This window comes from Kitasatospora sp. NPDC096204 (genome assembly GCF_044763205.1).
Lineage (GTDB): Bacteria > Actinomycetota > Actinomycetes > Streptomycetales > Streptomycetaceae > Kitasatospora.
In genome coordinates this window covers 1-19,437 of the sequence record NZ_JBIWFT010000013.1, presented here as the reverse complement: position 1 = coordinate 19,437, position 19,437 = coordinate 1, and the positions used below count along the sequence as shown (strand labels likewise).

Here is a 19,437-nt window from a genome sequence, read left to right as displayed (position 1 = left end):
CGCTGCCTCTCCGCGAACTGTCGTACGGCCGTGGCTACTTCTTGGTGGTGCAGTGGCCGCGCGCCTCGTCGAAGCTCTGCCCGGCCGCCTGGCAGTACTCCTTGACGTTGGCGTAGTGCTCCTTGCTCGTCTCGGCGAACCGGGTGTCGCTCGGGGACATCGCGATGAAGTACAGCCACTTCCCGTCCGCCGGGTGCAGCACCGCGCTGAGCGCGTCGTCGCCGGGGTTGGAGATCGGCCCGGGCGGCAGGCCCGGGTTGATGTAGGTGTTGTACTTGTTGGACGCGTCGTCCATGTCCTTCTTGTCGAGGTCCTTGCGGTTCAGCGAGTACTGGAGCGTGGTGTCCATGCCGAGCCGGTGGTTGATCTCGCCGCCGGCGGCCAGCCGGTTCTGGATGGTCTTGGCCATCTTGGCGAAGTCCCCCGGGTTGTTGCCCTCGCGCTGGAGGATGCTCGCCTCGATGAGCACCTCGTAGCCGGTCTTCAGCCCCACCGAGGCGGCCTGGGCGTCCAGGCCCGCGTACTTCTCGGTGGCGTTCTTCACCATCTGCTTGAGCAGCTCCTCGGGCTTCGTGCCCTCGGAGACGTTGTAGCGGGTCGGCCAGAGGAAGCCCTCGATGTTGCCGTTCGCGTACGGCGGCAGGCCGAGGTCGTTGACCTGCGCCTTGGCGACGCCCGCCGTGGTGCCCGGCTGCAGCTTCAGCTTGGTGTCGATGAGGGTGTAGATCTCGGTGGAGTTCTTGCCCTCGGGGACGACGATCGCCGCGCCGCCCGCCTGGGCGAGCAGCTCCTTGAGCGCGGCGGCGGCCGGCATCTCCTTCTTCAGCTGGTAGTAGCCGTACTGGACGGTGTTGCACTTGGGCTCGGCCTTGCACGCCTCGCTGTACGCGTCGACGCTCTTGACCACGCCGGCGTTCTTCAGCGCCAGGCCGATCTGCCCGGCGACCGCGCCCTTCTTGACCTCGATCTGGACGGAGCCGGTGCCCTCGCCGGTGAAGTCCGGCGCCGGGCCGAAGTGGTCCTGGTAGAAGCCGTAGCCCCACCAGCCGGCCCCGCCCATGGCGCCGAGCAGCACCAGGGCGACCAGCAGGCAGGCACCGCCGTTGCGGCGGCCCGACTTCTTGCCCTTCTCCTTGCGCTTCTTCTGGGCCTCGCGGGAGTCGTCCTGCTCCCCGAGGAACCCGGCCTCCGCTGCCTCGGCGTGCTCGTCGAGGTGGCCGGCGTCCTCGTGGCGGCCGTCCTCGTGGCCGTCCCACTCGTCCCGTCCGCCCTCGCGCGCGGCGCCGACCGGATCGGCGCCGGCCTCCAGCGCGGCGGCCTCGGCCTCCCAGTCGATCCCGTCCGGGCCGGGGCCGGAGGCCGGCGCGGGCTCCGGGGCCGGCTGCTGCCGGGCCCGGCGGCGCGGCGTCTGCGGCTGCTGGGGCGCCGACTCCTGCGGGACCTGCTGCGGGGGCGCCGGCTGCTGCTGCTGCTGGGGGACCTGCTGCTGGGGCGCCTGCTGACCACCGGGGAAGCCCTGCTGCGGGTAGCCCTGCTGCGGCATCTGCTGCTGGGACTGGGGCGCCTGCTGCTGCGGGTAGCCCTGCTGCATCGGCTGCTGCGGCTGCTGCTGCGCGTACCCCTGCTGGGGGTAGCCCTGCTGGGGCATCTGCTGCTGGTAGCCCTGCTGGCCGCCCGGGTATCCCTGCTGCGGCATCTGCTGCTGGGGCACCTGCTGCTGGTAGCCCTGCTGCGCCATCAACTGCTGCTGCATCTGCGGCGTCATCTGCTGCTGCGCGTACCCCTGCTGCACGTCCCCGTACGGCTGCTGGACCGGCTGGCCCTGCTGCGGGTACTGCTGCTGCCACTGGCCGTCCTGCTGGCCGGGGACCGGCTGCCGGCCGTCGTACCCGGGATCACCGGGGTGCCACGGCTCGCCCTGGGGGTTGTAGCCCCCACCCAGATCGGTCATCGATCCCCTTAACCGACGGTGACGACCGGAGGATCGAACCGGCCGTCCGGGACGACGCCGTCCCGGCTGAATCTCGAACCGGCGTGCTAGCGCAGCGCCTGGAGGGAGACGTTACCGTACCGCAGCCTTACCCCCGGCCGGGTGCCCGCGCCGTCGGTGGACGATCTCACCGACGGCGCACAACTCCGTTACGGCGTCCCCCCACCGGCGCCGGAGGGCGCCTCGGCCCCGCCCGCGGCCCCCGGCCCGGAGGCCGCCGGGGAGTCCGGACCGGCGGCCGCGCCCGAGGGCGGGGCGCTCGACTTGGCCGTCGCCCGGTTGGCGTTGAACTCGGCCACGTTGCGTTGCTGCACGTCGAAGCTGTCGGTGAAGCGGGTGTCCCCCGGCTTCACGGTGACGAAGTACAGCCAGTCCCCCGGCGTCGGGTCCAGCGCCGCCATGATCGCCTGCCGCCCGGGGTTGGAGATCGGGCTCGGCGGCAGCCCGGGGTGCAGGTAGGTGTTGTACGGGGAGTCCAGCCTGGTGTCGGTCACCGAGGTGTTCAGGGTCGAACGGCCGAGCGCGTAGTTGATGGTGGAGTCCAGCTGCAGGGGCATGCCCCTGGCCAGCCGGTTGTAGATCACCCGGGCCACCTTGCCCATGTCCTCGGTGTTGTCGGCCTCGCCCTGGACCATGCTGGCCACGGTGACCAGCCCGTACACGCTCTGCCCCAGGTTCTGGGCGACCACGGTGGCGTCGTCCCGGCTGAACTCCTTGCCGGCCCGGTCCACCATCTGCTTCAACAGGTCGATGGCGGTGGTGCCCTCGGTGACGCTGTACGTCGCCGGGAACAGGTAGCCCTCCGGGCTGCCGTTGGTGAAGTCCGGCAGGCCGAGTTCGGCGCCCTGCTCCTGGGCGGTCCGCTGGGCGGTGCCCGGGGGCAGGTTCAGCTTCTTGTCGATGGCCGCGTAGATCTGGTATCCGCGCCAACCCTCGGGAATGGTCAGGCCGTTGGCGTTGGCCGGGTCGATCAGGACCGCCAGCGCCGCCGCGGCCGACATCTTCAGCTTCAGCGTGTACGTCCCCGGCTGGATCCGCCCGGCCGCGGCCGCGCTGCCCTTCGCGGCCCGGGTGAAGGCGAGCGAGCTGGCCACCACCCCGTTGCGGACCAGCGCGGACGCGATCTGGGACAGGCCCGCGCCCTCCGGCACCGAGACCTGCACGCTGCCGGTGCCCTGCCCGGCGAAGTCGGCGGCGGCCGGGGGTCTGCGCTGCGCCTGGACCCAGGTGTACGCGGTCAGCCCGATCCCGCCGAACACCGCGATCAGCGCGAACGCGGTGAGCCCGCAGGCCAGTCCGTTGCGCCGTCGGTGCGGATCCGGCGCATCGAAGCGCGGACGGGGCGCACCCGGCGGGCGTCCCTCCGGCTCCAGCACCGGCGCACCCAGGTGTCCGGGGGTGAGCCCGGGGTGGAAGTCCTGGTCGGTCATGACTCGCGCCCCTTCGGCGGTCCCCAACCGGTCAGGATCGATGCGGACCGATCCGGACCGGACAGGGAAACGAACGAGGAAGGGGTCCGTGCGGACGCGTCCGCACGGACCCCTCGACGGGACGTTAGAGCAGGCCGGTCAGCCGACCGCCTCGACGCTCTCACCGGGCGGGCGTCCGCTCACCCGTTCGGACTCAAGGGCGGTCTGGAGGATCACCACCGCGGCGGCCTGGTCGACCACCGAGCGGCCCTTCTTCGCCTTGACCCCGGACGCGCGCAGCCCGTGGGTCGCGGTGACGGTCGACATCCGCTCGTCCACCAGCCGCACCGGCACCGGGTAGAGCCGGTTCGCCAGCCGGGCCGCGTACGCCCGGACCTTCTCCGCCGCCGGGCCCTCCTTGCCGCTGAGCGAGCGCGGCAGCCCGACGATCACCTCCATCGCGCCGTACTCGTCGACGATGGCGGCGATCCTGGCCTGCGACTTCACCCCGGCCGGGACGGTCTCGACGGGCGTGGCGAGCACCCCGTCGGGGTCGCAGGACGCGACCCCGATCCGGGCGTCCCCGACGTCGACGGCGATCCGCCGCCCACGCCGGAAGGGCCTCTCCTCCTGCTCCATCAGCTGGCGCGCTCCGCGACCAGACCGCGCACCGCGGCGATGGCCTCGCCGACCGCGGCCGGGTTGGAGCCGCCGCCCTGGGCGACGTCGTCCTTGCCGCCACCGCCGCCGCCGAGGGTCTTGGCGGCGGTCCGGACCAGCTCGCCGGCCTTGATACCGCGGCCGCGGGCGTCCTCGTTGGTGGCGATCACGGTCAGCGGGCGGTCGTTCGCCACGGTGAAGGCGGCGACCACGGCCGGGCGCGAGCCCAGGCGGCCGCGCACGTCCAGGACCAGCTTGCGCAGCTCGTCCGCGCCCACGCCGTCGGCGACCTGGGCGGCGACCACGGCGATGCCGTGCACGTCCTCGGCCGAGTCGGCCAGGCCCGCCGCGGCGGCCAGCACCTTCTCGGCGCGGAAGCGCTCGATCTCCTTCTCGGCGTCCTTGAGCTTGGCGAGCATGCCCGAGATCTTCTCCGGCAGCTCCTCCGGGCGGCCCTTGACCAGCTCGGTGAGCTGGGAGACCACCGTGTGCTCACGGGCCAGGAAGCGGTACGCGTCGGAGCCGACCAGCGCCTCGACGCGGCGCACGCCGGAGCCGATCGAGGACTCGCCGAGCAGCTTCACCAGGCCCAGCTGGGCGGTGTTGCCGACGTGGGTGCCACCGCACAGCTCCTTGGAGAAGTCGCCGATGGTGACGACCCGGACCTCGTCGCCGTACTTCTCGCCGAACATGGCGATGGCGCCGGCCTTGCGGGCCTGGTCCATCGTCATGACCTCGGCGGTGACCTCCAGCTCACGGGTCAGCACGTCGTTGATCTTCTGCTCGACGTCGACCAGCACGCTGCCGGGCACGGCGGCGGGCGAGCCGAAGTCGAAGCGGAAGCGGCCGGGGGCGTTCTCGGAGCCGGCCTGGGCGGCCGTCGGGCCGAGCGCGTCACGCAGCGCCTGGTGGGTCAGGTGGGTGGCCGAGTGGGCGCGGGCGATCGCCCGGCGGCGCTCGGTGTCGATCGTGGCGTACGCCGAGGCGCCCAGCACGACCTCGCCGAACAGCACCCCGCCGGAGTGCACGATGACACCCGGGACGGGCTGCTGCACGTCGCGGATCTCCACCACCGCGCCGGACTCCAGCCGGATCCGGCCCTGGTCGGCGAGCTGGCCGCCGCCCTCGGCGTAGAACGGGGTGCGGTCGAGGATGATCTCGACCTCGTCGCCCTCGGAGGCGGCCGGCGAGGGAACGCCGTCCACCAGCAGGCCAACCACGGTGGCCTCGCCCTCGGTGAGGGCGTAGCCGGTGAAGACGCTGGCGCCGGACTTGTCGGCGACCTCGCGGTACGCGGCGACGTCGGCGTGGCCCATCTTCTTGGCCTTGGCGTCCGCCTTGGCGCGGTCCCGCTGCTCCTGCATCAGGCGGCGGAAGCCGGCCTCGTCCACCTGGAGGCCCTGCTCCTCGGCCATCTCCAGGGTGAGGTCGATCGGGAAGCCGTAGGTGTCGTGCAGCTTGAACGCCTGCTCGCCGGAGAGCACCACGCCGCCGGACTGCTTGGTCTCGGTGACCGCGACGTCCAGCAGGTTGGTGCCGGCCTTCAGGGTCTGCAGGAAGGCGGCCTCCTCGCCGATGACGACCGTCTCGATGCGCTTGCGGTCGGCCTCCAGCTCGGGGTACTGCGGGGCCATCGCCTTGATCGCGACGTCGATGAGCTCCTTGGCCACCGGCTCGGTGGCGCCCAGCAGGCGCATGTTGCGGATGGCGCGGCGCAGGATGCGGCGCAGCACGTAGCCGCGGCCCTCGTTGCCCGGGGTGACGCCGTCGCCGACCAGCATCAGCGCGGTGCGGATGTGGTCGGTGACCACGCGCAGCGAGACGTCCGACTTGTGGTCGGCGCCGTAGCTGTGGCCGGTGAGCTCGGCGGCGCGGTCGAGGATCATCCGGCTGGTGTCGATCTCGAAGAGGTTGTCGACGCCCTGCAGGACGGCGGCGAGGCGCTCCAGGCCGAGGCCGGTGTCGATGTTCCTGCTCGGCAGGTCGCCGAGGATCTCGAAGCCGTCCTTCCCGTCGCCGTGGCCGCGCTCGTACTGCATGAAGACCAGGTTCCAGATCTCCAGGTAGCGCTCGCCGTTGACGGCAGGGCCGCCCTCCTCGCCGTACGCGGGGCCGCGGTCGTAGTTGATCTCCGAGCACGGGCCGCACGGGCCGGGGACGCCCATCGACCAGAAGTTGTCCTTCATGCCCAGGCGCTGGATGCGCTCGGAGGGCACGCCGATGACGTCACGCCAGATCAGCTCGGCCTCGTCGTCGTCCTTGTAGACGGTGATCCAGAGCTTCTCCTTCTCCAGGCCGTAGCCACCCTCCGCGACGGGGCTGGTGAGCAGCTCCCACGCGAACTTGATGGCTCCTTCCTTGAAGTAGTCGCCGAAGGAGAAGTTGCCGCACATCTGGAAGAAGGAGCCGTGCCGGGTGGTCTTCCCGACCTCCTCGATGTCCAGGGTGCGCACGCACTTCTGGACGCTGGTGGCGCGCGAGAACTGCGGCTTGACCTCGCCCAGGAAGTAGGGCTTGAACGGCACCATGCCGGCGTTGACGAGCAGCAGGGTGGGGTCGTCGGCGACCAGGGACGCCGACGGAACGACGGTGTGGCCGCGCTCCTCGAAGAAGCGCAGCCAGCGGCGGCGGATCTCAGCCGACTCCATTATTGGTCCTTCCGGTTCGGGGTGCCGCCCCGCGGCGGCAGGGCACGGCGGGGCGTTTCTTCAGTGGTCTGGGGGGTGGTACGGGCGCCGTCGGGTACCGAACGGGCGCGGGACGGAGGCAGGGCGGCGGCCGGGCTACCGGGCGCCGCCGAGATAGCTCGGTACTGCGGCTCGCCGCGCAGGACCCGGCGGGCCCCGCGGGGCTCCGCCACGGCGGTGCCGTGCAGCCCGAGGTCGTCCTTCAGCTGCTCCTCGCGCTCGGCCATTCCGGCCCTCACGTCCTGGGCGAACTGCTTGGCCAGGTCCCCCAGGTGCAGCGCACCGCGCGCGGCGGTGCCGGAGAGGCTGTCCGGGGTGAGCCGCTGCGCGGCCTCGTTGGCCTTCTTCATGGCCCAGACGGTGGCGCCGGCGCCGACCGCCATCCAGAAGACGCGTCCCATGCCGTCAGCCCCTCACCGCGCGCCGGACCCGGGAGAACAGGCCGGTCCTGGGCGCGGTCGCGGCGCGCACCTCGGCCCGGATCAGCCGGGCCAGCTCCTCGCGCTCGCCGGCCTGCGACGGCACCGGCGGCAGACCGCCCTGCTGCCGCGCGACGGCCTTGCGCACGCCGTAGCTGAACGCCGCGACCTTGACCAGCGGTCCGCCCAGGGTGGCGGCCACGGTGGAGGAGAGCGCGTTGGCGTTGGCGGCGGCGTCCTGCACGTTGGCGGTGATCTCGTCCACCCGCTCCAGCTGCTGGTTGGCGCTGCGCACGGCGGCGCCCGCGTCGGTCAGCAGCGGGACGGCCTGCTCGGTCACCGCGGAGACCAGGACGGCGGCCTCCTTGAGCACCCGGGAGAGGCGGACCAGCACCACGGCGAGCAGGGTGACCAGGACCGCCCAGAACACGGCGACGAGCAATCCGGCCAGCTCTCCCACGGACACCTTGCGCGCTCCCTCGCCTTGCAGTTCTTCAGACGGAACCCTATCGCGCCCACGCCCGATTCCCGGACCGGGTTCTTTCCCCGGCGATCCGGTCGGATGTGCGATCGGGGCGCGTAACCTACCGGCCGGTCACCTCGTTCTGCCTGGCAGGCCGTCGCCCGTACGGCCCGACGCACGTCCGGACCGCGGCGGTCCGGCCTGGAGCACGGGGAGCAGCCTTTGGCCGGGGACCGGAGAGCACAGCCCTGGGAGCCCGCGGCGGGGCCGCACGGTCCCGGGCCCGGCCGGCTGCCGGCCGAGGTGACGGCCTTCGTCGGGCGGCAGGAGGAACTGGCCGAGCTGGCCGGTCTGCTGGTCTCGGCCCGGCTGCTGACGGTCACCGGTCCCGGTGGCGTGGGCAAGAGCCGGCTGGCGCTGCGCGCGGCGGCCCGGGCGGCCGGCGCGTTCCCGGACGGCACCTGGCTGGTGGACGTGGCCCCGGTGCAGGACGGGCTGCTGCTCGGCGACGCCGTCCTGGAGGCGCTGCGGTTCGCCGACGGCACCGCCCGTCCGCCGCTGGACGTCCTGACCGAGCGGCTGGCCGGCCGGCGCCTGCTGCTGGTGCTGGACGGCTGCGAGCACCTGGTGGAGGCCTGCGCCGACCTGGCCGACGCGCTGCTGCGGGCCCTGCCCGGCCTGCGGCTGCTGACCACCAGCCGCACCGCCCTGCGGGCCTCGGGCGAGCACCTGCTCGCCCTCGCGCCGCTGCCGGTCGACCTCGCGCCGCCCGGGCCGGTGCGGCCGGGCGCGCTGCCGGACGCGGTCCGGCTGTTCGCCGACCGGGCCCGGGCCGTGCTGCCGTCCTTCGAGGTGACGGACGCCAACGCGGAGGCGGTCGCGCTGCTCTGCCGCCGGCTGGACGGCCTGCCGCTGGCCGTGGAGCTGGCCGCCGGGCGGCTGCGCGCGCTGTCGGTGGAGCAGGTCACCGCCCGGCTGGACGACCGCTTCCGGCTGCTCACCGGCGGCTCCCGGACGGCCCTGCCCCGGCACCGGACGCTGCGCACGACGATCGGCTGGAGCCATGAACTGTGCACCGTGCAGGAACGTTTACTCTGGGCCCGCCTGTCGGTCTTCGCCGGCGGCTTCGACCTGGAGGCCGCCGAGTACGTCTGCGCCGGCGAGGGCATCGAGGCCGAGGAGGTGCTCGACCTCCTCGACGAGCTGGTCGCCAAGTCCGTCGTCCTGAGCGAGGACAGCGCCTTCGGCGTGCGCTTCCGACTGCTGGACACCCTGCGCGAGTACGGCGGCCAGTGGCTGCGCGCCACCGGCGAGGAGCAGCGGCTGCTGCGCCGCCACCGCGACTGGTACCTGGGCGTCGCCACCTGGGGCGAGGTCGAGTGGTTCGGCCCCCGGCAGGCGGAGACCGCCGAGCGCACCGGGCTCGCCCACGGCAACCTCCGCGCGGCGCTGGAGTACTGCCTCGGCGAGCCCGGCGAGGAGCAGATCGCCCTGCTGCTGGCCGCCACGCTCTGGTTCTACTGGGTCGGCTGCGGCCACCTCGGCGAGGGCCGGCACTGGCTGGACCGCGCCCTCGCCCTGGACCGCGAGCCCACCGAGGCCCGGGCGAAGGCGCTCTGGGTCACCGGCCACCTGGCCGTCCTCCAGGGCGACCTCGGCTTCGCCCGCCCGGCGCTGGAGGACTGCCGCCGCCAGGCGCTGAACACCGGCGACGACCGGGCCCTGGCCTACGCCGTCCACCGCCAGGGCTGCGTCGCGCTGGTCGGCGACGACCCCGACCGGGCCGCCGAGCTGTTCGAGGAGGCGCTCTGGCACTACCGGACCATCGGCGAGCTCAACAGCAACGTGGTGATGGCCATGCTGGAGCTGGGCCTGGCCTACGTGTTCCAGGGCGACCTGGACAGCGGAGAGCTCTGGTTCCGCCAGGCCCGCGAACTGTGCGAGGAGCACGGCGAGCAGTGGGCCTACGGGTACGTGCACTACGCGATGGCGTACTCGCACTGGCTGGACGGCGCCGTCCAGCCCGCCCGGACGCTGGCCCGGGAGTGCGTACGGCTGAACCACCTCTTCCAGGACCTGCTCGGCCTCGCGCTGGGCATCGACCTGCTGGCACTGCTGGAGACGGAGCCGCACAGACCGGGCGAGCCGGGCGACCTGCGCGAGGCCCGGGTGCTGCAGGGGGCCGCGCACCGGCTCTGGCGCACGGTCGGCAACCCGTTCCTGGGCTCGCGGAACTTCTTCGGCCCGCACCAGGAGTGCGCGGAGCGGGCCCTGGCCGGGCTGACCGCCCAGGAGTACGAGGACTGCTACGAGGCCGGCACCCTGCTGGACCAGGACGCGGCGGTCGTCCGGGCGCTCGGCGGCGGGGGCTCGGCGGCGGCCCCCGGACCGGCCCCGGGGCCCCGCCCGGCGCCGCCCGCGCCGGCGCCCTCACCGGCGCGGAATACTTGAAACTTGCCGATTGCTTGAGGAGGCAAGTAACCGCCCGGAAGGAACACCATGGCCGTCAACAACGCCGCCGACGAGTACCGCATGGCGAAGTTCTACTTCGACTCCAAGGCGTACACCGACGCGGCCCGCACGCTCGAAGGCGTCCTGGCCGAGGAGCCGACCAACCTCTCCGTCCGGATGCTGCTGGCCCGCAGCTACTTCCACTCGGCCCAGCTGCGCCGCGCCGAGGCCGAGCTGCTGCGGATCCTGGAGGCCGACCCGGCCGAGGACTACGCCCGGCTGATGCTCGGCCGCACCCTGGAGCGCCAGGGCCGCGCCGAGGAGGCCCGTCCGCACCTGCGGCTGGCCGCCGCGATGACCGGCGAGAGCATCTGACGCCGGTGGGAAAAGGGGCGAGCCCCCGTCGCCTCGGAAGGCGACGGGGGCTCGCTGGTGTTCGCGAAGAGCGAAGCCGGGTCAGCGCGAGTAGTACTCGACGACCAGCTGCTCGTCACAGATCACCGGGACCTCCTTGCGCTGCGGCGCACGGTCCAGGCGGAAGGCCAGGGCCTTCAGGTTGACCTCGAGGTACTTCGGGGTCTGGCCCTCACCCGCGTAGCCACCCTCACGGGCGACCTGGAAGGGGACCTTCTCCTTGCTGCGCTCGCGGACGGTCACCACGTAGCCCGGCTTCATCTGGAACGACGGCTTGTTGACCTTGCCACCGTTGACCTCGATGTGGCCGTGGACGACCATCTGGCGGGCCTGGTAGATGGTGCGGGCGATGCCCGAACGCAGGACCAGGGAGTCCAGACGGGTCTCCAGGTCGGCGACGAGCGCCTCACCGGTCTTGCCCTCGGCCTTCTTCGCGCGGTCGAACGCGCGCGCCATCTGCTTCTCGCTCAGGTCGTACTGAGCGCGCAGACGCTGCTTCTCGAGCAGACGGACCTTGTAGTCCGAGTTCTGCTTGCGGCCACGGCCGTGCTGGCCGGGCGGGTACGGGCGGGCCTCGAAGTACTTGACGGACTTCGGGGTCAGCGGCACACCGAGCGCGCGCGCGATCTTGACCTTGGGACGCTTCTGGTTCGCCATGAACCAAACCTTCCTTGCTTACGAATACGGCTTCACCAGGTGTTGACGGAGGTCGCATGTCGCGACCCGGAGAAAACCCCGCCGCCTGCGCGATGGGATCAGCCGCTCTCCGGAGCCGGGCACGGAAGTGCTGGTCACACGGACCGACCCGGGAACCCGGGCCGCCCGCGACACCGGTGACGGTGCGCGACGCTCCTGGTGCGGGCCTCCCGGAGGAGGCCTACCGCCGATGCCCCGCTGGTGCGGCCGGTCGGTGGGGTCTCCCCCGCCGCCGTCCCGGGACATGGCACTCCGACGAAGTATACCGGTGGATCACTCGCCCTTTTCCCCGGGCTGCTCCTCGGGCTTCTTCCCGTCCTTCTTCTCCGCCCTGCGCTCCCCCCGCAGCCGCCCGCGCGTCCACTCCACCACGTCCGCGTAGCGGGCCTCACCGCCGCGCCTGGTCGGCTGGTAGTACTCCTTGCCGTGCACCGCGTCCGGCGCGTACTGCTGGGCGGCGATGCCCTCCGGCAGGTCGTGCGGGTACCGGTAGCCCTTGCCGTGGCCGAGCTTGCCCGCGCCGCCGTAGTGAGCGTCCCGCAGGTGGGACGGCACGGCGCCGGCCAGGCCCTGCCGGACGTCCGCCAGCGCCGCGTCGATCGCCAGGTAGGCGGCGTTGGACTTGGGCGCGAGGGCCAGCGCGATGGCCGCCTGGGAGAGGATGATCCGGGCCTCCGGGAAACCGATCAGGGCCACCGCCTGGGCCGCCGCCACCGCCGTCTGCAGGGCCGTCGGGTCCGCCAGACCGACGTCCTCGCTGGCCGAGATCATCAGCCGGCGGGCGATGAACCGCGGGTCCTCCCCCGCCTCGATCATCCGGGCCAGATAGTGCAGGGTGGCGTCCACGTCGCTGCCGCGGATCGACTTGATCAGCGCGCTGGCCACGTCGTAGTGCTGGTCGCCGTCCTTGTCGTAGCGCACCGCCGCGTGGTTGACCGCCGTCTCGGTGAGGGCCAGCGTGATGCTCGGCTCGCCCTCCTCCAGCGCCGCCCCGGCCGCCGCCTCCAGGGTGGTGAGCGCCTTGCGGGCGTCCCCGCCGGCCAGCCGCACCAGGTGGTCCTCGGCCTCCGCGGACAGTTCCAGCGCGCCCTCCAGGCCGCGCTCGTCGGCCACCGCGCGGCGCAGCAGCGCCCGGATGTCCTCGTCGGTCAGCGACTCCAGGGTGAGCAGCAGCGAGCGGGACAGCAGCGGGGAGATCACCGAGAAGTACGGGTTCTCCGTCGTCGCCGCGATCAGGGTGACCCACCGGTTCTCCACGGCCGGCAGCAGCGAGTCCTGCTGGGCCTTGGAGAAGCGGTGGATCTCGTCCAGGAAGAGCACCGTCTCCCGGCCGGACATCCCGACCGCCCGCCGGGCGCCGTCGATCACCGCCCGGACCTCCTTGACCCCGGCGGTGATCGCGGACAGTTCCACGAAGCGGCCCTCGACCGCCTGGCTGATCACGTGCGCCAGGGTGGTCTTGCCGGTGCCGGGCGGCCCCCAGAGGATCACCGAGCTGGTCGCCGCCGGGCCGCGCGAGCCCGCGACCAGCCGGCGCAGCGGCGAGCCGGGCTTCAGCAGCTGCCGCTGCCCGGCCACCTCGTCCAGGGTGCGCGGACGCATCCGTACGGCCAGGGGCGCCCGGCCGGGCTCCCTGGTCTGGCGTTCCTCGGCTGCGGCGGTGAAGAGGTCCGGTTCGTCCACACCGGAAGCCTATGCGAGGCCCCGGACAGCCCGGGCCGCTACTCCAGCGCGGCGGCGTGGTCCGGGACGTACTTCTGCAGGTCGCGCGGGGGCCGCTGGTAGCCGCGCGACGCGGGGCGGGCCGGCAGCCTGATCTGCGGGACCTTCGTCTCCTGGTACGGCACGGTGGACAGCAGGTGGGCGATCATGTTGATCCTCGCCCGGCGCTTGTCGTCGCTCTCCACCACGTGCCAGGGCGAGTCCGGGATGTCGGTGTGGAGGAACATCTCGTCCTTGGCCCGCGAGTAGTCCTCCCAGCGGGTGATCGACTCGACGTCCATCGGGGAGAGCTTCCAGCGCTTCATCGGGTCCTCCAGCCGGTCCCGGAACCGCCGTTCCTGCTCGGTGTCGCTCACCGAGAACCAGTACTTGCGCAGCAGGATGCCCGACTCGATCAGCATCCGTTCGAAGGTCGGGCACTGGTGCAGGAACTGCCAGTACTCGTCGTCGTCGCAGAAGCCCATCACGCGCTCGACGCCCGCGCGGTTGTACCAGCTGCGGTCGAACAGCACGATCTCCCCGGCGGCCGGCAGGTGCTCGACGTAGCGCTGGAAGTACCACTGGGTCTTCTGCCGCTCGGTCGGCGTGGGCAGCGCCGCGACCCGGGCGATGCGCGGGTTCAGGTACTCCGTCACCCGCTGGATCGCTCCGCCCTTGCCCGCCGCGTCACGCCCCTCGAAGACCACCACCAGCCGGGCGCCCTCGACCCGCACCCACTCCTGGAGCTTCACCAACTCCTGCTGGAGCCGCAGCAGTTCCCTCTCGTACAGCCTCCTGGCCAGCTTCTCCGGCTTGCCGCTGCGCTGCTGCTCGGCCACCCTCGGGTCCTCCGTTCGGTCGAATGCTGATGAGCACTCACCGTAGGCGCCGGCGGCCGGATCCGCAGGTCGGCGAGGCCGTGGCGACCGGGCCGGGTCTCGTGGACCGGCCCTGGGAGAGGCACCCGAGGGAGAGGGTCCTCAGAGAGCGAGGAAAGGTTCGGGGTAGCGGCAGAGCCCGCGCGGGCCGCCGTCGTACCCCGTCAGCGGCAGCACCTGGAAGTACGCCTCCGGCACCTCGAACGGGCCGGTGACCTCGTGCCGCCCGGCCGGCGCGAAGCCGAACCGCTTGTAGTACTCCGGATCTCCGAGGACGACCACGAGCTTCTCGCCCGCGTCCTCGGCCGCCGCCAGCGCGGCCCGGACGACCAACTCGCCGACGCCCCGGCGCTGCCACTCGGGCGCCACCGCGACCGGCGCGAGCGCCAGCCCGCTGCCGTCGCCGACCCGCAGCCGGCTCAGCAGCGCGTGCCCGATCACCAGACCGGTCCCGTCGACCGCCACCACGGACAGGCCGGGCAGCCAGGCGGGATCGCGGCGCAGCGCGTCCACCAGGTCCGCCTCGTCCGGGCCGGGGAACGCGGCCATGTGGACGCGCCTGGTCGCCGGGGCGTCATCCGGACATTCGACTCTCGTTGTGACCTGCATTGAGTCAACCCTCCCTGTGTCACACACCGTTGTGGACCGGCCCCGGACGGTTGGTGGACCGTCCGGGGCCGTTGCAGGTTAGCGGATGACGCGATGTCAGGACTTGGGCTGAGCCTCGCCCTTGGCGTCCTCGCGGACCTTCGGCTGGGCGTCCACGCCGGCCTCGCGGCGCTGCGCCGGGGTGATCGGGGTCGGGGCGCCGGTCAGCGGGTCGCCGCCGGTGGACGTCTTCGGGAAGGCGATGACGTCCCGGATGGTGTCGTACCCGCCCAGCAGCGTGACGATGCGGTCCAGGCCGAAGGCGACACCACCGTGCGGCGGCGGGCCGTAGTTGAAGGCGTCCAGCAGGAAGCCGAACTGCGAGGCCGCCTCCTCCTCGGAGAGGCCGATCGCGTCGAACGCCCGCTTCTGCACGTCGCGCTGGTGGATACGGATCGAACCGCCGCCCAGCTCCGAGCCGTTGAGGACCAGGTCGTAGGCGTTGGACAGCGCCGAGCCCGGGTCGGTGTCGAAGGTGGCCAGCGACTCCGCGGTCGGGGCGGTGAACGGGTGGTGCACCGCGTGCCAGCCCTGGAACTGGCCCTTGTCGTCCTCGATCGGCTCGAACATCGGGAAGTCGACGACCCAGAGGAAGGCCCACTTGGACTCGTCGATCAGCTCGCAGCGGCGGCCGATCTCCAGACGGGCGGCGCCGAGCAGCTCCTGCGAGGCGCGCTCCTTGCCGGCCGCGAAGAAGATCGCGTCGCCGTTCTTGGCGCCCGCGGCGGCGGCGAGGCCGGCCAGGTGCTCCTCGGAGAGGTTCTTGGCGACCGGGCCGCGCAGCTCGCCGGTCTCGGCGTCGATGAGGACGTACGCCAGGCCCTTGGCGCCGCGCGCCTTGGCCCAGTCCTGCCAGGCGTCCAGCTGCTTGCGCGGCTGCGAGGCACCGCCGGGCATGACCACGGCGCCGACGTACGGGGCCTGGAAGACGCGGAAGTCGGTGCCCTTGAAGTACTCGGTCAGGTCGGTGAGCTCCTGGCCGAAGCGGACGTCCGGCTTGTCCGAGCCGTAGCGGCCCATGGCGTCCGCGTAGGTCATCCGCGGCAGCGGGTTCGGGACCTCGTAGCCGTGGACCTCGCGCCAGATGGCACCGATGATCTTCTCGCCGAGGGCCAGGACGTCCTCCTGGTCGACGAAGGAGGCCTCGATGTCCAGCTGGGTGAACTCCGGCTGCCGGTCGGCGCGGAAGTCCTCGTCGCGGAAGCAGCGGGCGATCTGGTAGTAGCGCTCCATGCCGGCCACCATCAGCAGCTGCTTGAACAGCTGGGGCGACTGCGGCAGGGCGTACCAGTGGCCGGGCTGGAGGCGGACCGGGACGAGGAAGTCGCGGGCGCCCTCGGGGGTGGAGCGGGTGAGGTACGGCGTCTCGATGTCGAGGTAGTCGTTCTCCTCCATCACCCGGCGGATGATGTTGTTGACCTTGGAGCGCAGGCGCAGGCCCTTGGCCGGGCCCTCACGGCGCAGGTCCAGGTAGCGGTAGCGCAGCCGGACCTCCTCGTTGACCGTGCCCGGCTCGTACTCGGCGACGGGGAAGGGCAGCGGGGCGGCCTCGGAGAGCACCTCGATCTCGCTGACGACGACCTCGACGGCGCCGGTCGGGATGTCCGGGTTCTCGTTGCCCTCGGGGCGGACCCGGACGTCGCCGACGACCTTGACGCAGTACTCGGCGCGCAGGCCGTGCACCGAGTCGAGGTCGCGAACCACGATCTGCACGGTGCCGGAGGCGTCGCGCAGGTCGATGAAGGCGACGCCGCCGTGGTCGCGGCGGCGGGCGACCCAGCCGGCCAGGGTGACGGTGGTGCCTGCGTGCTCCGGGCGGAGCGTGCCCGCGTCGTGCGTGCGGATCACAGCTGCTTCTCCTTCAGGGTGGTGACGAGTGCGTCGAGGGCGACGGGGGTCTGCTCGCCGGTGCTCAGGTCCTTGAGCTGGACGACGCCCTCGGCGAGGTCCCGGTCCCCGGCGATCAGGGCGAAGCGGGCGCCGGACCGGTCGGCGGACTTCATGGCGTTCTTGATGCTCTTGACGCCGAAGGCGAGGTCGGTGGCCACGCCGGCCCGGCGCAGCTCGGTCACCTTGGCGAACAGGACGTCCTTGGCCTCCTCGCCGAGCGCGACGGCGTACACCGCGGTGGCGGACGGCAGCTCGAGGGTGATGCCCTCGGCCTCCATCGCGAGGAAGGTGCGGTCCACGCCGAGCGCCCAGCCGACGGACGGCAGCGCCGGGCCGCCGATCATCTCGGACAGGCCGTCGTAACGGCCGCCGCCGCCGATCGCGGACTGGGCGCCGAGGCCGTTGTGCACGAACTCGAAGGTGGTGCGGGTGTAGTAGTCCAGGCCGCGCACCAGCTTGGGGTCGTCCACGTAGGCCACGCCCGCCGCGGTGAGCAGCTCGCGCACCTTCTCGTGGTACGCCTTGCACTCCTCGCACAGGTAGTCGCGCAGCATCGGCGCGTCGACCAGCTGGGCCTGCACGGACTCGCGCTTGTCGTCGAGGACGCGCAGCGGGTTGATCTCGGCGCGGCGGCGGGTCTCCTCGTCCAGGTCCAGGCCGGAGAGGAACTCGATCAGCGCGGCGCGGTAGACCGGGCGGCACTGCTTGTCGCCGAGGCTGTTGAGCAGCAGCGAGTAGTTCCGCACGCCGAGCGAGCTGAAGGCGTCGTCGGCCAGGATGACCAGCTCGGCGTCGAGCGCCGGGTCCTCCGCGCCGATCGCCTCGGCGCCGACCTGGGAGAACTGGCGGTAGCGGCCCTTCTGGGCGCGCTCGTAGCGGTAGTACGAGGCGGAGTACCAGAGCTTGACCGGCAGGTTGCCCTGCTTGTGCAGGTTGGCCTGGAGGGCGGCGCGCAGCACCGGGGCGGTGCCCTCGGGGCGCAGCGCGAGCTCGTCGCCGCCCTTGGTGGTGAGGGTGTACATCTCCTTGGAGACGATGTCGGTGGACTCGCCGACACCGCGGGAGAACAGCTTCACGTCCTCGAAGACCGGGGTCTCGACGTAGCCGTAGCCGGCCCGGCGGGAGGGCCCGGAGAGCCGGTCACGGATCGCCAGGAACGTCGCGGAGCTGGGGGGCAGCAGGTCGTAGGTGCCCTTGGGGGCGGTGAAGGTGCTCAACTTCTCTTCCGTCACATTCCTCGTCGCGGGAAAGCCGGGGCGCCCGCCGCCCCTGCTGCCTGTCGGAGGTAGGGGTTGGTGGCGCGCTCGCGGCCGATGGTGGTCTGACCGCCGTGGCCGGAGAGGACCACGGTGGAATCGTCGAGGGGCAGGCACACCCGGGCCAGCGAGTCCATGATCGCCTCGCTGTCCCCGCCCGGGAGGTCGGTACGCCCTATGGAGCCGGCGAACAGCAGGTCGCCCGAGAACAGCACCGGGGGGAGGTCCTCGGCACCGGGCGTCCGGAAGGTCACCGACCCCCCGGTATGGCCCGGGGCGTGGTCCACGGTGAGCTTCAGGCCGGCCAGCTCCAGCACGCTGCCGTCGGTGAGCTCGCGCACGTCGTCAGGCTCGCCGACGGTGAGCTCGCCCATCAGCTGGGTGCCCAGGGAGCGGCCGAGCGCCTTCTCCGGGTCGGACATCATGTAGCGGTCCTCGGGGTGGATCCAGGCCGGGACGCCGCGGGCGCCGCAGACCGGGACCACCGAGGCCACGTGGTCGATGTGGCCGTGGGTGAGCAGCACGGCGACGGGCTTCAGCCGGTGCTCGCGGACCATCTCCTCGACGCCCCGGGCCGCCTGGTGGCCGGGATCGACGATGACGCACTCCTCGCCCGCCGCCGGAGCGACCAGGTAGCAGTTGGTGCCCCAGGCTCCAGCGGGGAATCCGGCGATGAACACGCTCGTCCTTCGTGATGTGGTCGGCGACGGCTAAGGGATGCAAGTCAAGTGGTGTAAGCGCAGCCTACCGGCGGTCCGGGTCCGGTTGCGAACCAGATGGCGGTCACGGGGCGCGCGGCCTGACAGGTTCACCGCGTTCTTACGGGCCGGGTCCCTACACTTGGCCGCCGAGGGATGCGATGATCCGCTCCGGAATCCATCCACTTTTCCCGCACATCCGTAGGAGACACGGCCGGTGGTCAGCAGCGAACAGCGGCGGCGGCAGCTCGCCCGAGAGAAGTACGAGCGCCAGTTGGAGCGCCGGGTCGCGGCCGAGGCCGCGCGCAGGCGGCGCAACACGATCCTGGGCGCCTCGCTCGCGGTCGTGGTGCTGGCCGGCGGTGGCACCCTGATCGCCACCGGCGCGTTCAGCTCGGACGACAAGGGCGACAAGAAGGCCTCGGCCGCGAACAGCGCCCAGGCCGCGCCGACCGAGGAGCCCACCACCCCGACCCGCAAGCCGGTCGAGGGCTGCGCCGCCCCGGCGCCGGGCGCGCCCAACGGCAAGCAGTGGCAGGCCGAGCCGCCGATGACGATCGACCCCAGCGGCTCGTACGCCATGACGCTGGACAGCAACTGCGGCAAGGTGACGATCGCGCTGGACGCGGCCAAGGCCCCGCACACCGTGAACTCCTTCGCCTTCCTGGCCGGCGAGAAGTTCTTCGACCACACCAAGTGCCACCGCCTCACCACCGACGGCATCTTCGTGCTCCAGTGCGGTGACCCGACCGCCAGCGCGACCGTCCCGGGCGGCACCGGCGGCCCCGGCTACAAGTTCGCGGACGAGAACCTGGCCGGCGCGACCTACCCGGCCGGCACCGTGGCGATGGCCAACTCGGGCCCGGGAACCAACGGCAGCCAGTTCTTCCTGGTCTACAAGGACACCAAGCTGCCGCCGAACTACACCCCCTTCGGCAAGATCACCGGCGGTCTGGACGCGGTGCAGAAGATCGCCGCCGCGGGCACCCTGGAGGGCTCGCCGGACGGCCACCCGATGGCCGACGTCACCTTCAACTCCGTTACGGTGGCGAAGGGTTGACCGACTCCGGGGCCGTGGGGGGGGGGGGGGGGGGCCCCCCCCCCCCCCCCCCCCCCCCCCCCCCCCCCCCCCCCCCCCCGCCCCCCCCCCCCCCCCCCGGGCCCCCCAAAAAAAAAA

General features: G+C 72.3%; 16 protein-coding genes. 3 read left to right on the top strand and 13 right to left on the bottom strand.

The window, feature by feature from the left end:
• Positions 1–34 precede the first annotated feature (34 nt).
• The 6 genes from mltG (ACIQ87_RS16235) to ACIQ87_RS16210 all read right to left on the bottom strand — a co-directional run bounded on the left by mltG (ACIQ87_RS16235) (position 35) and on the right by ACIQ87_RS16210 (position 7,631).
• Positions 35–1,951 (bottom strand): endolytic transglycosylase MltG, encoded by a 1,917-nt coding sequence (gene mltG / locus ACIQ87_RS16235; protein WP_402406540.1) that lies wholly within the window; start codon positions 1,949–1,951, stop codon positions 35–37.
• A gap of 188 nt (positions 1,952–2,139) precedes the next feature.
• Complete coding sequence (mltG, locus tag ACIQ87_RS16230; protein ID WP_402406538.1) at positions 2,140–3,420, bottom strand: endolytic transglycosylase MltG; 1,281 nt, start codon at positions 3,418–3,420, stop codon at positions 2,140–2,142.
• A gap of 138 nt (positions 3,421–3,558) precedes the next feature.
• Positions 3,559–4,038: a Holliday junction resolvase RuvX gene (gene ruvX, locus ACIQ87_RS16225; protein ID WP_350521250.1), complete on the bottom strand. Its 480-nt coding sequence runs from the start codon at positions 4,036–4,038 to the stop codon at positions 3,559–3,561.
• Entirely contained in the window at positions 4,038–6,707 is a 2,670-nt protein-coding gene (alaS, locus tag ACIQ87_RS16220) for an alanine--tRNA ligase (protein WP_402406535.1), read from the bottom strand. The genes ruvX and alaS overlap by 1 nt, the downstream gene beginning before the upstream one ends.
• Entirely contained in the window at positions 6,707–7,147 is a 441-nt protein-coding gene (locus ACIQ87_RS16215; RefSeq protein WP_402406532.1) for a DUF6167 family protein, read from the bottom strand. Before ACIQ87_RS16215 ends, alaS begins: the two co-directional genes overlap by 1 nt.
• 4 nt (positions 7,148–7,151) lie before the next feature.
• The gene (locus ACIQ87_RS16210; protein ID WP_402406529.1) at positions 7,152–7,631 is read right to left on the bottom strand and encodes a DUF948 domain-containing protein; all 480 of its coding nucleotides are present in this window, start codon (positions 7,629–7,631) and stop codon (positions 7,152–7,154) included.
• A 219-nt stretch (positions 7,632–7,850) separates the two neighbouring features.
• Here ACIQ87_RS16210 and ACIQ87_RS16205 point away from each other — a divergent pair, with 219 nt between their 5' ends.
• Positions 7,851–10,079 carry an ATP-binding protein gene (locus ACIQ87_RS16205; RefSeq protein WP_402406527.1) on the top strand — a complete coding sequence of 743 codons (2,229 nt, stop codon included), beginning with the start codon at positions 7,851–7,853 and terminating at the stop codon, positions 10,077–10,079.
• 48 nt (positions 10,080–10,127) lie between these two features.
• Positions 10,128–10,454 carry a tetratricopeptide repeat protein gene (locus tag ACIQ87_RS16200; RefSeq protein WP_402406524.1) on the top strand — a complete coding sequence of 109 codons (327 nt, stop codon included), beginning with the start codon at positions 10,128–10,130 and terminating at the stop codon, positions 10,452–10,454.
• 81 nt (positions 10,455–10,535) lie between these two features.
• On the opposite strand, the gene rpsD is transcribed toward ACIQ87_RS16200, so the two are convergent.
• The 7 genes from rpsD to ACIQ87_RS16165 form a co-directional block, all read right to left on the bottom strand.
• Positions 10,536–11,150 (bottom strand): 30S ribosomal protein S4, encoded by a 615-nt coding sequence (rpsD, locus tag ACIQ87_RS16195; RefSeq protein ID WP_030056230.1) that lies wholly within the window; start codon positions 11,148–11,150, stop codon positions 10,536–10,538.
• Positions 11,151–11,462: 312 nt separating this feature from the next.
• Positions 11,463–12,872 (bottom strand): replication-associated recombination protein A, encoded by a 1,410-nt coding sequence (locus ACIQ87_RS16190; RefSeq protein WP_402406522.1) that lies wholly within the window; start codon positions 12,870–12,872, stop codon positions 11,463–11,465.
• Between the two features lie 38 nt (positions 12,873–12,910).
• Positions 12,911–13,729, bottom strand: coding sequence for a polyphosphate kinase 2 (gene ppk2, locus ACIQ87_RS16185; RefSeq protein WP_402406519.1), 819 nt, complete (start codon positions 13,727–13,729; stop codon positions 12,911–12,913).
• 141 nt (positions 13,730–13,870) lie between these two features.
• Positions 13,871–14,317 carry a GNAT family N-acetyltransferase gene (locus ACIQ87_RS16180; RefSeq protein ID WP_402406516.1) on the bottom strand — a complete coding sequence of 149 codons (447 nt, stop codon included), beginning with the start codon at positions 14,315–14,317 and terminating at the stop codon, positions 13,871–13,873.
• A 156-nt stretch (positions 14,318–14,473) separates the two neighbouring features.
• The gene (aspS, locus tag ACIQ87_RS16175; RefSeq protein WP_402406515.1) at positions 14,474–16,264 is read right to left on the bottom strand and encodes an aspartate--tRNA ligase; all 1,791 of its coding nucleotides are present in this window, start codon (positions 16,262–16,264) and stop codon (positions 14,474–14,476) included.
• Entirely contained in the window at positions 16,261–17,523 is a 1,263-nt protein-coding gene (gene hisS, locus ACIQ87_RS16170; protein ID WP_402406513.1) for a histidine--tRNA ligase, read from the bottom strand. The genes aspS and hisS overlap by 4 nt, the downstream gene beginning before the upstream one ends.
• An 11-nt stretch (positions 17,524–17,534) precedes the next feature.
• Complete coding sequence (locus tag ACIQ87_RS16165; protein WP_402406512.1) at positions 17,535–18,242, bottom strand: MBL fold metallo-hydrolase; 708 nt, start codon at positions 18,240–18,242, stop codon at positions 17,535–17,537.
• A 235-nt stretch (positions 18,243–18,477) separates the two neighbouring features.
• Between ACIQ87_RS16165 and ACIQ87_RS16160 the strand changes: the two genes are divergently transcribed.
• Positions 18,478–19,320, top strand: a complete 843-nt coding sequence (locus ACIQ87_RS16160) for a peptidylprolyl isomerase (RefSeq protein WP_402406510.1) — start codon at positions 18,478–18,480, stop codon at positions 19,318–19,320.
• The last annotated feature ends 117 nt before the right edge of the window (positions 19,321–19,437 follow it).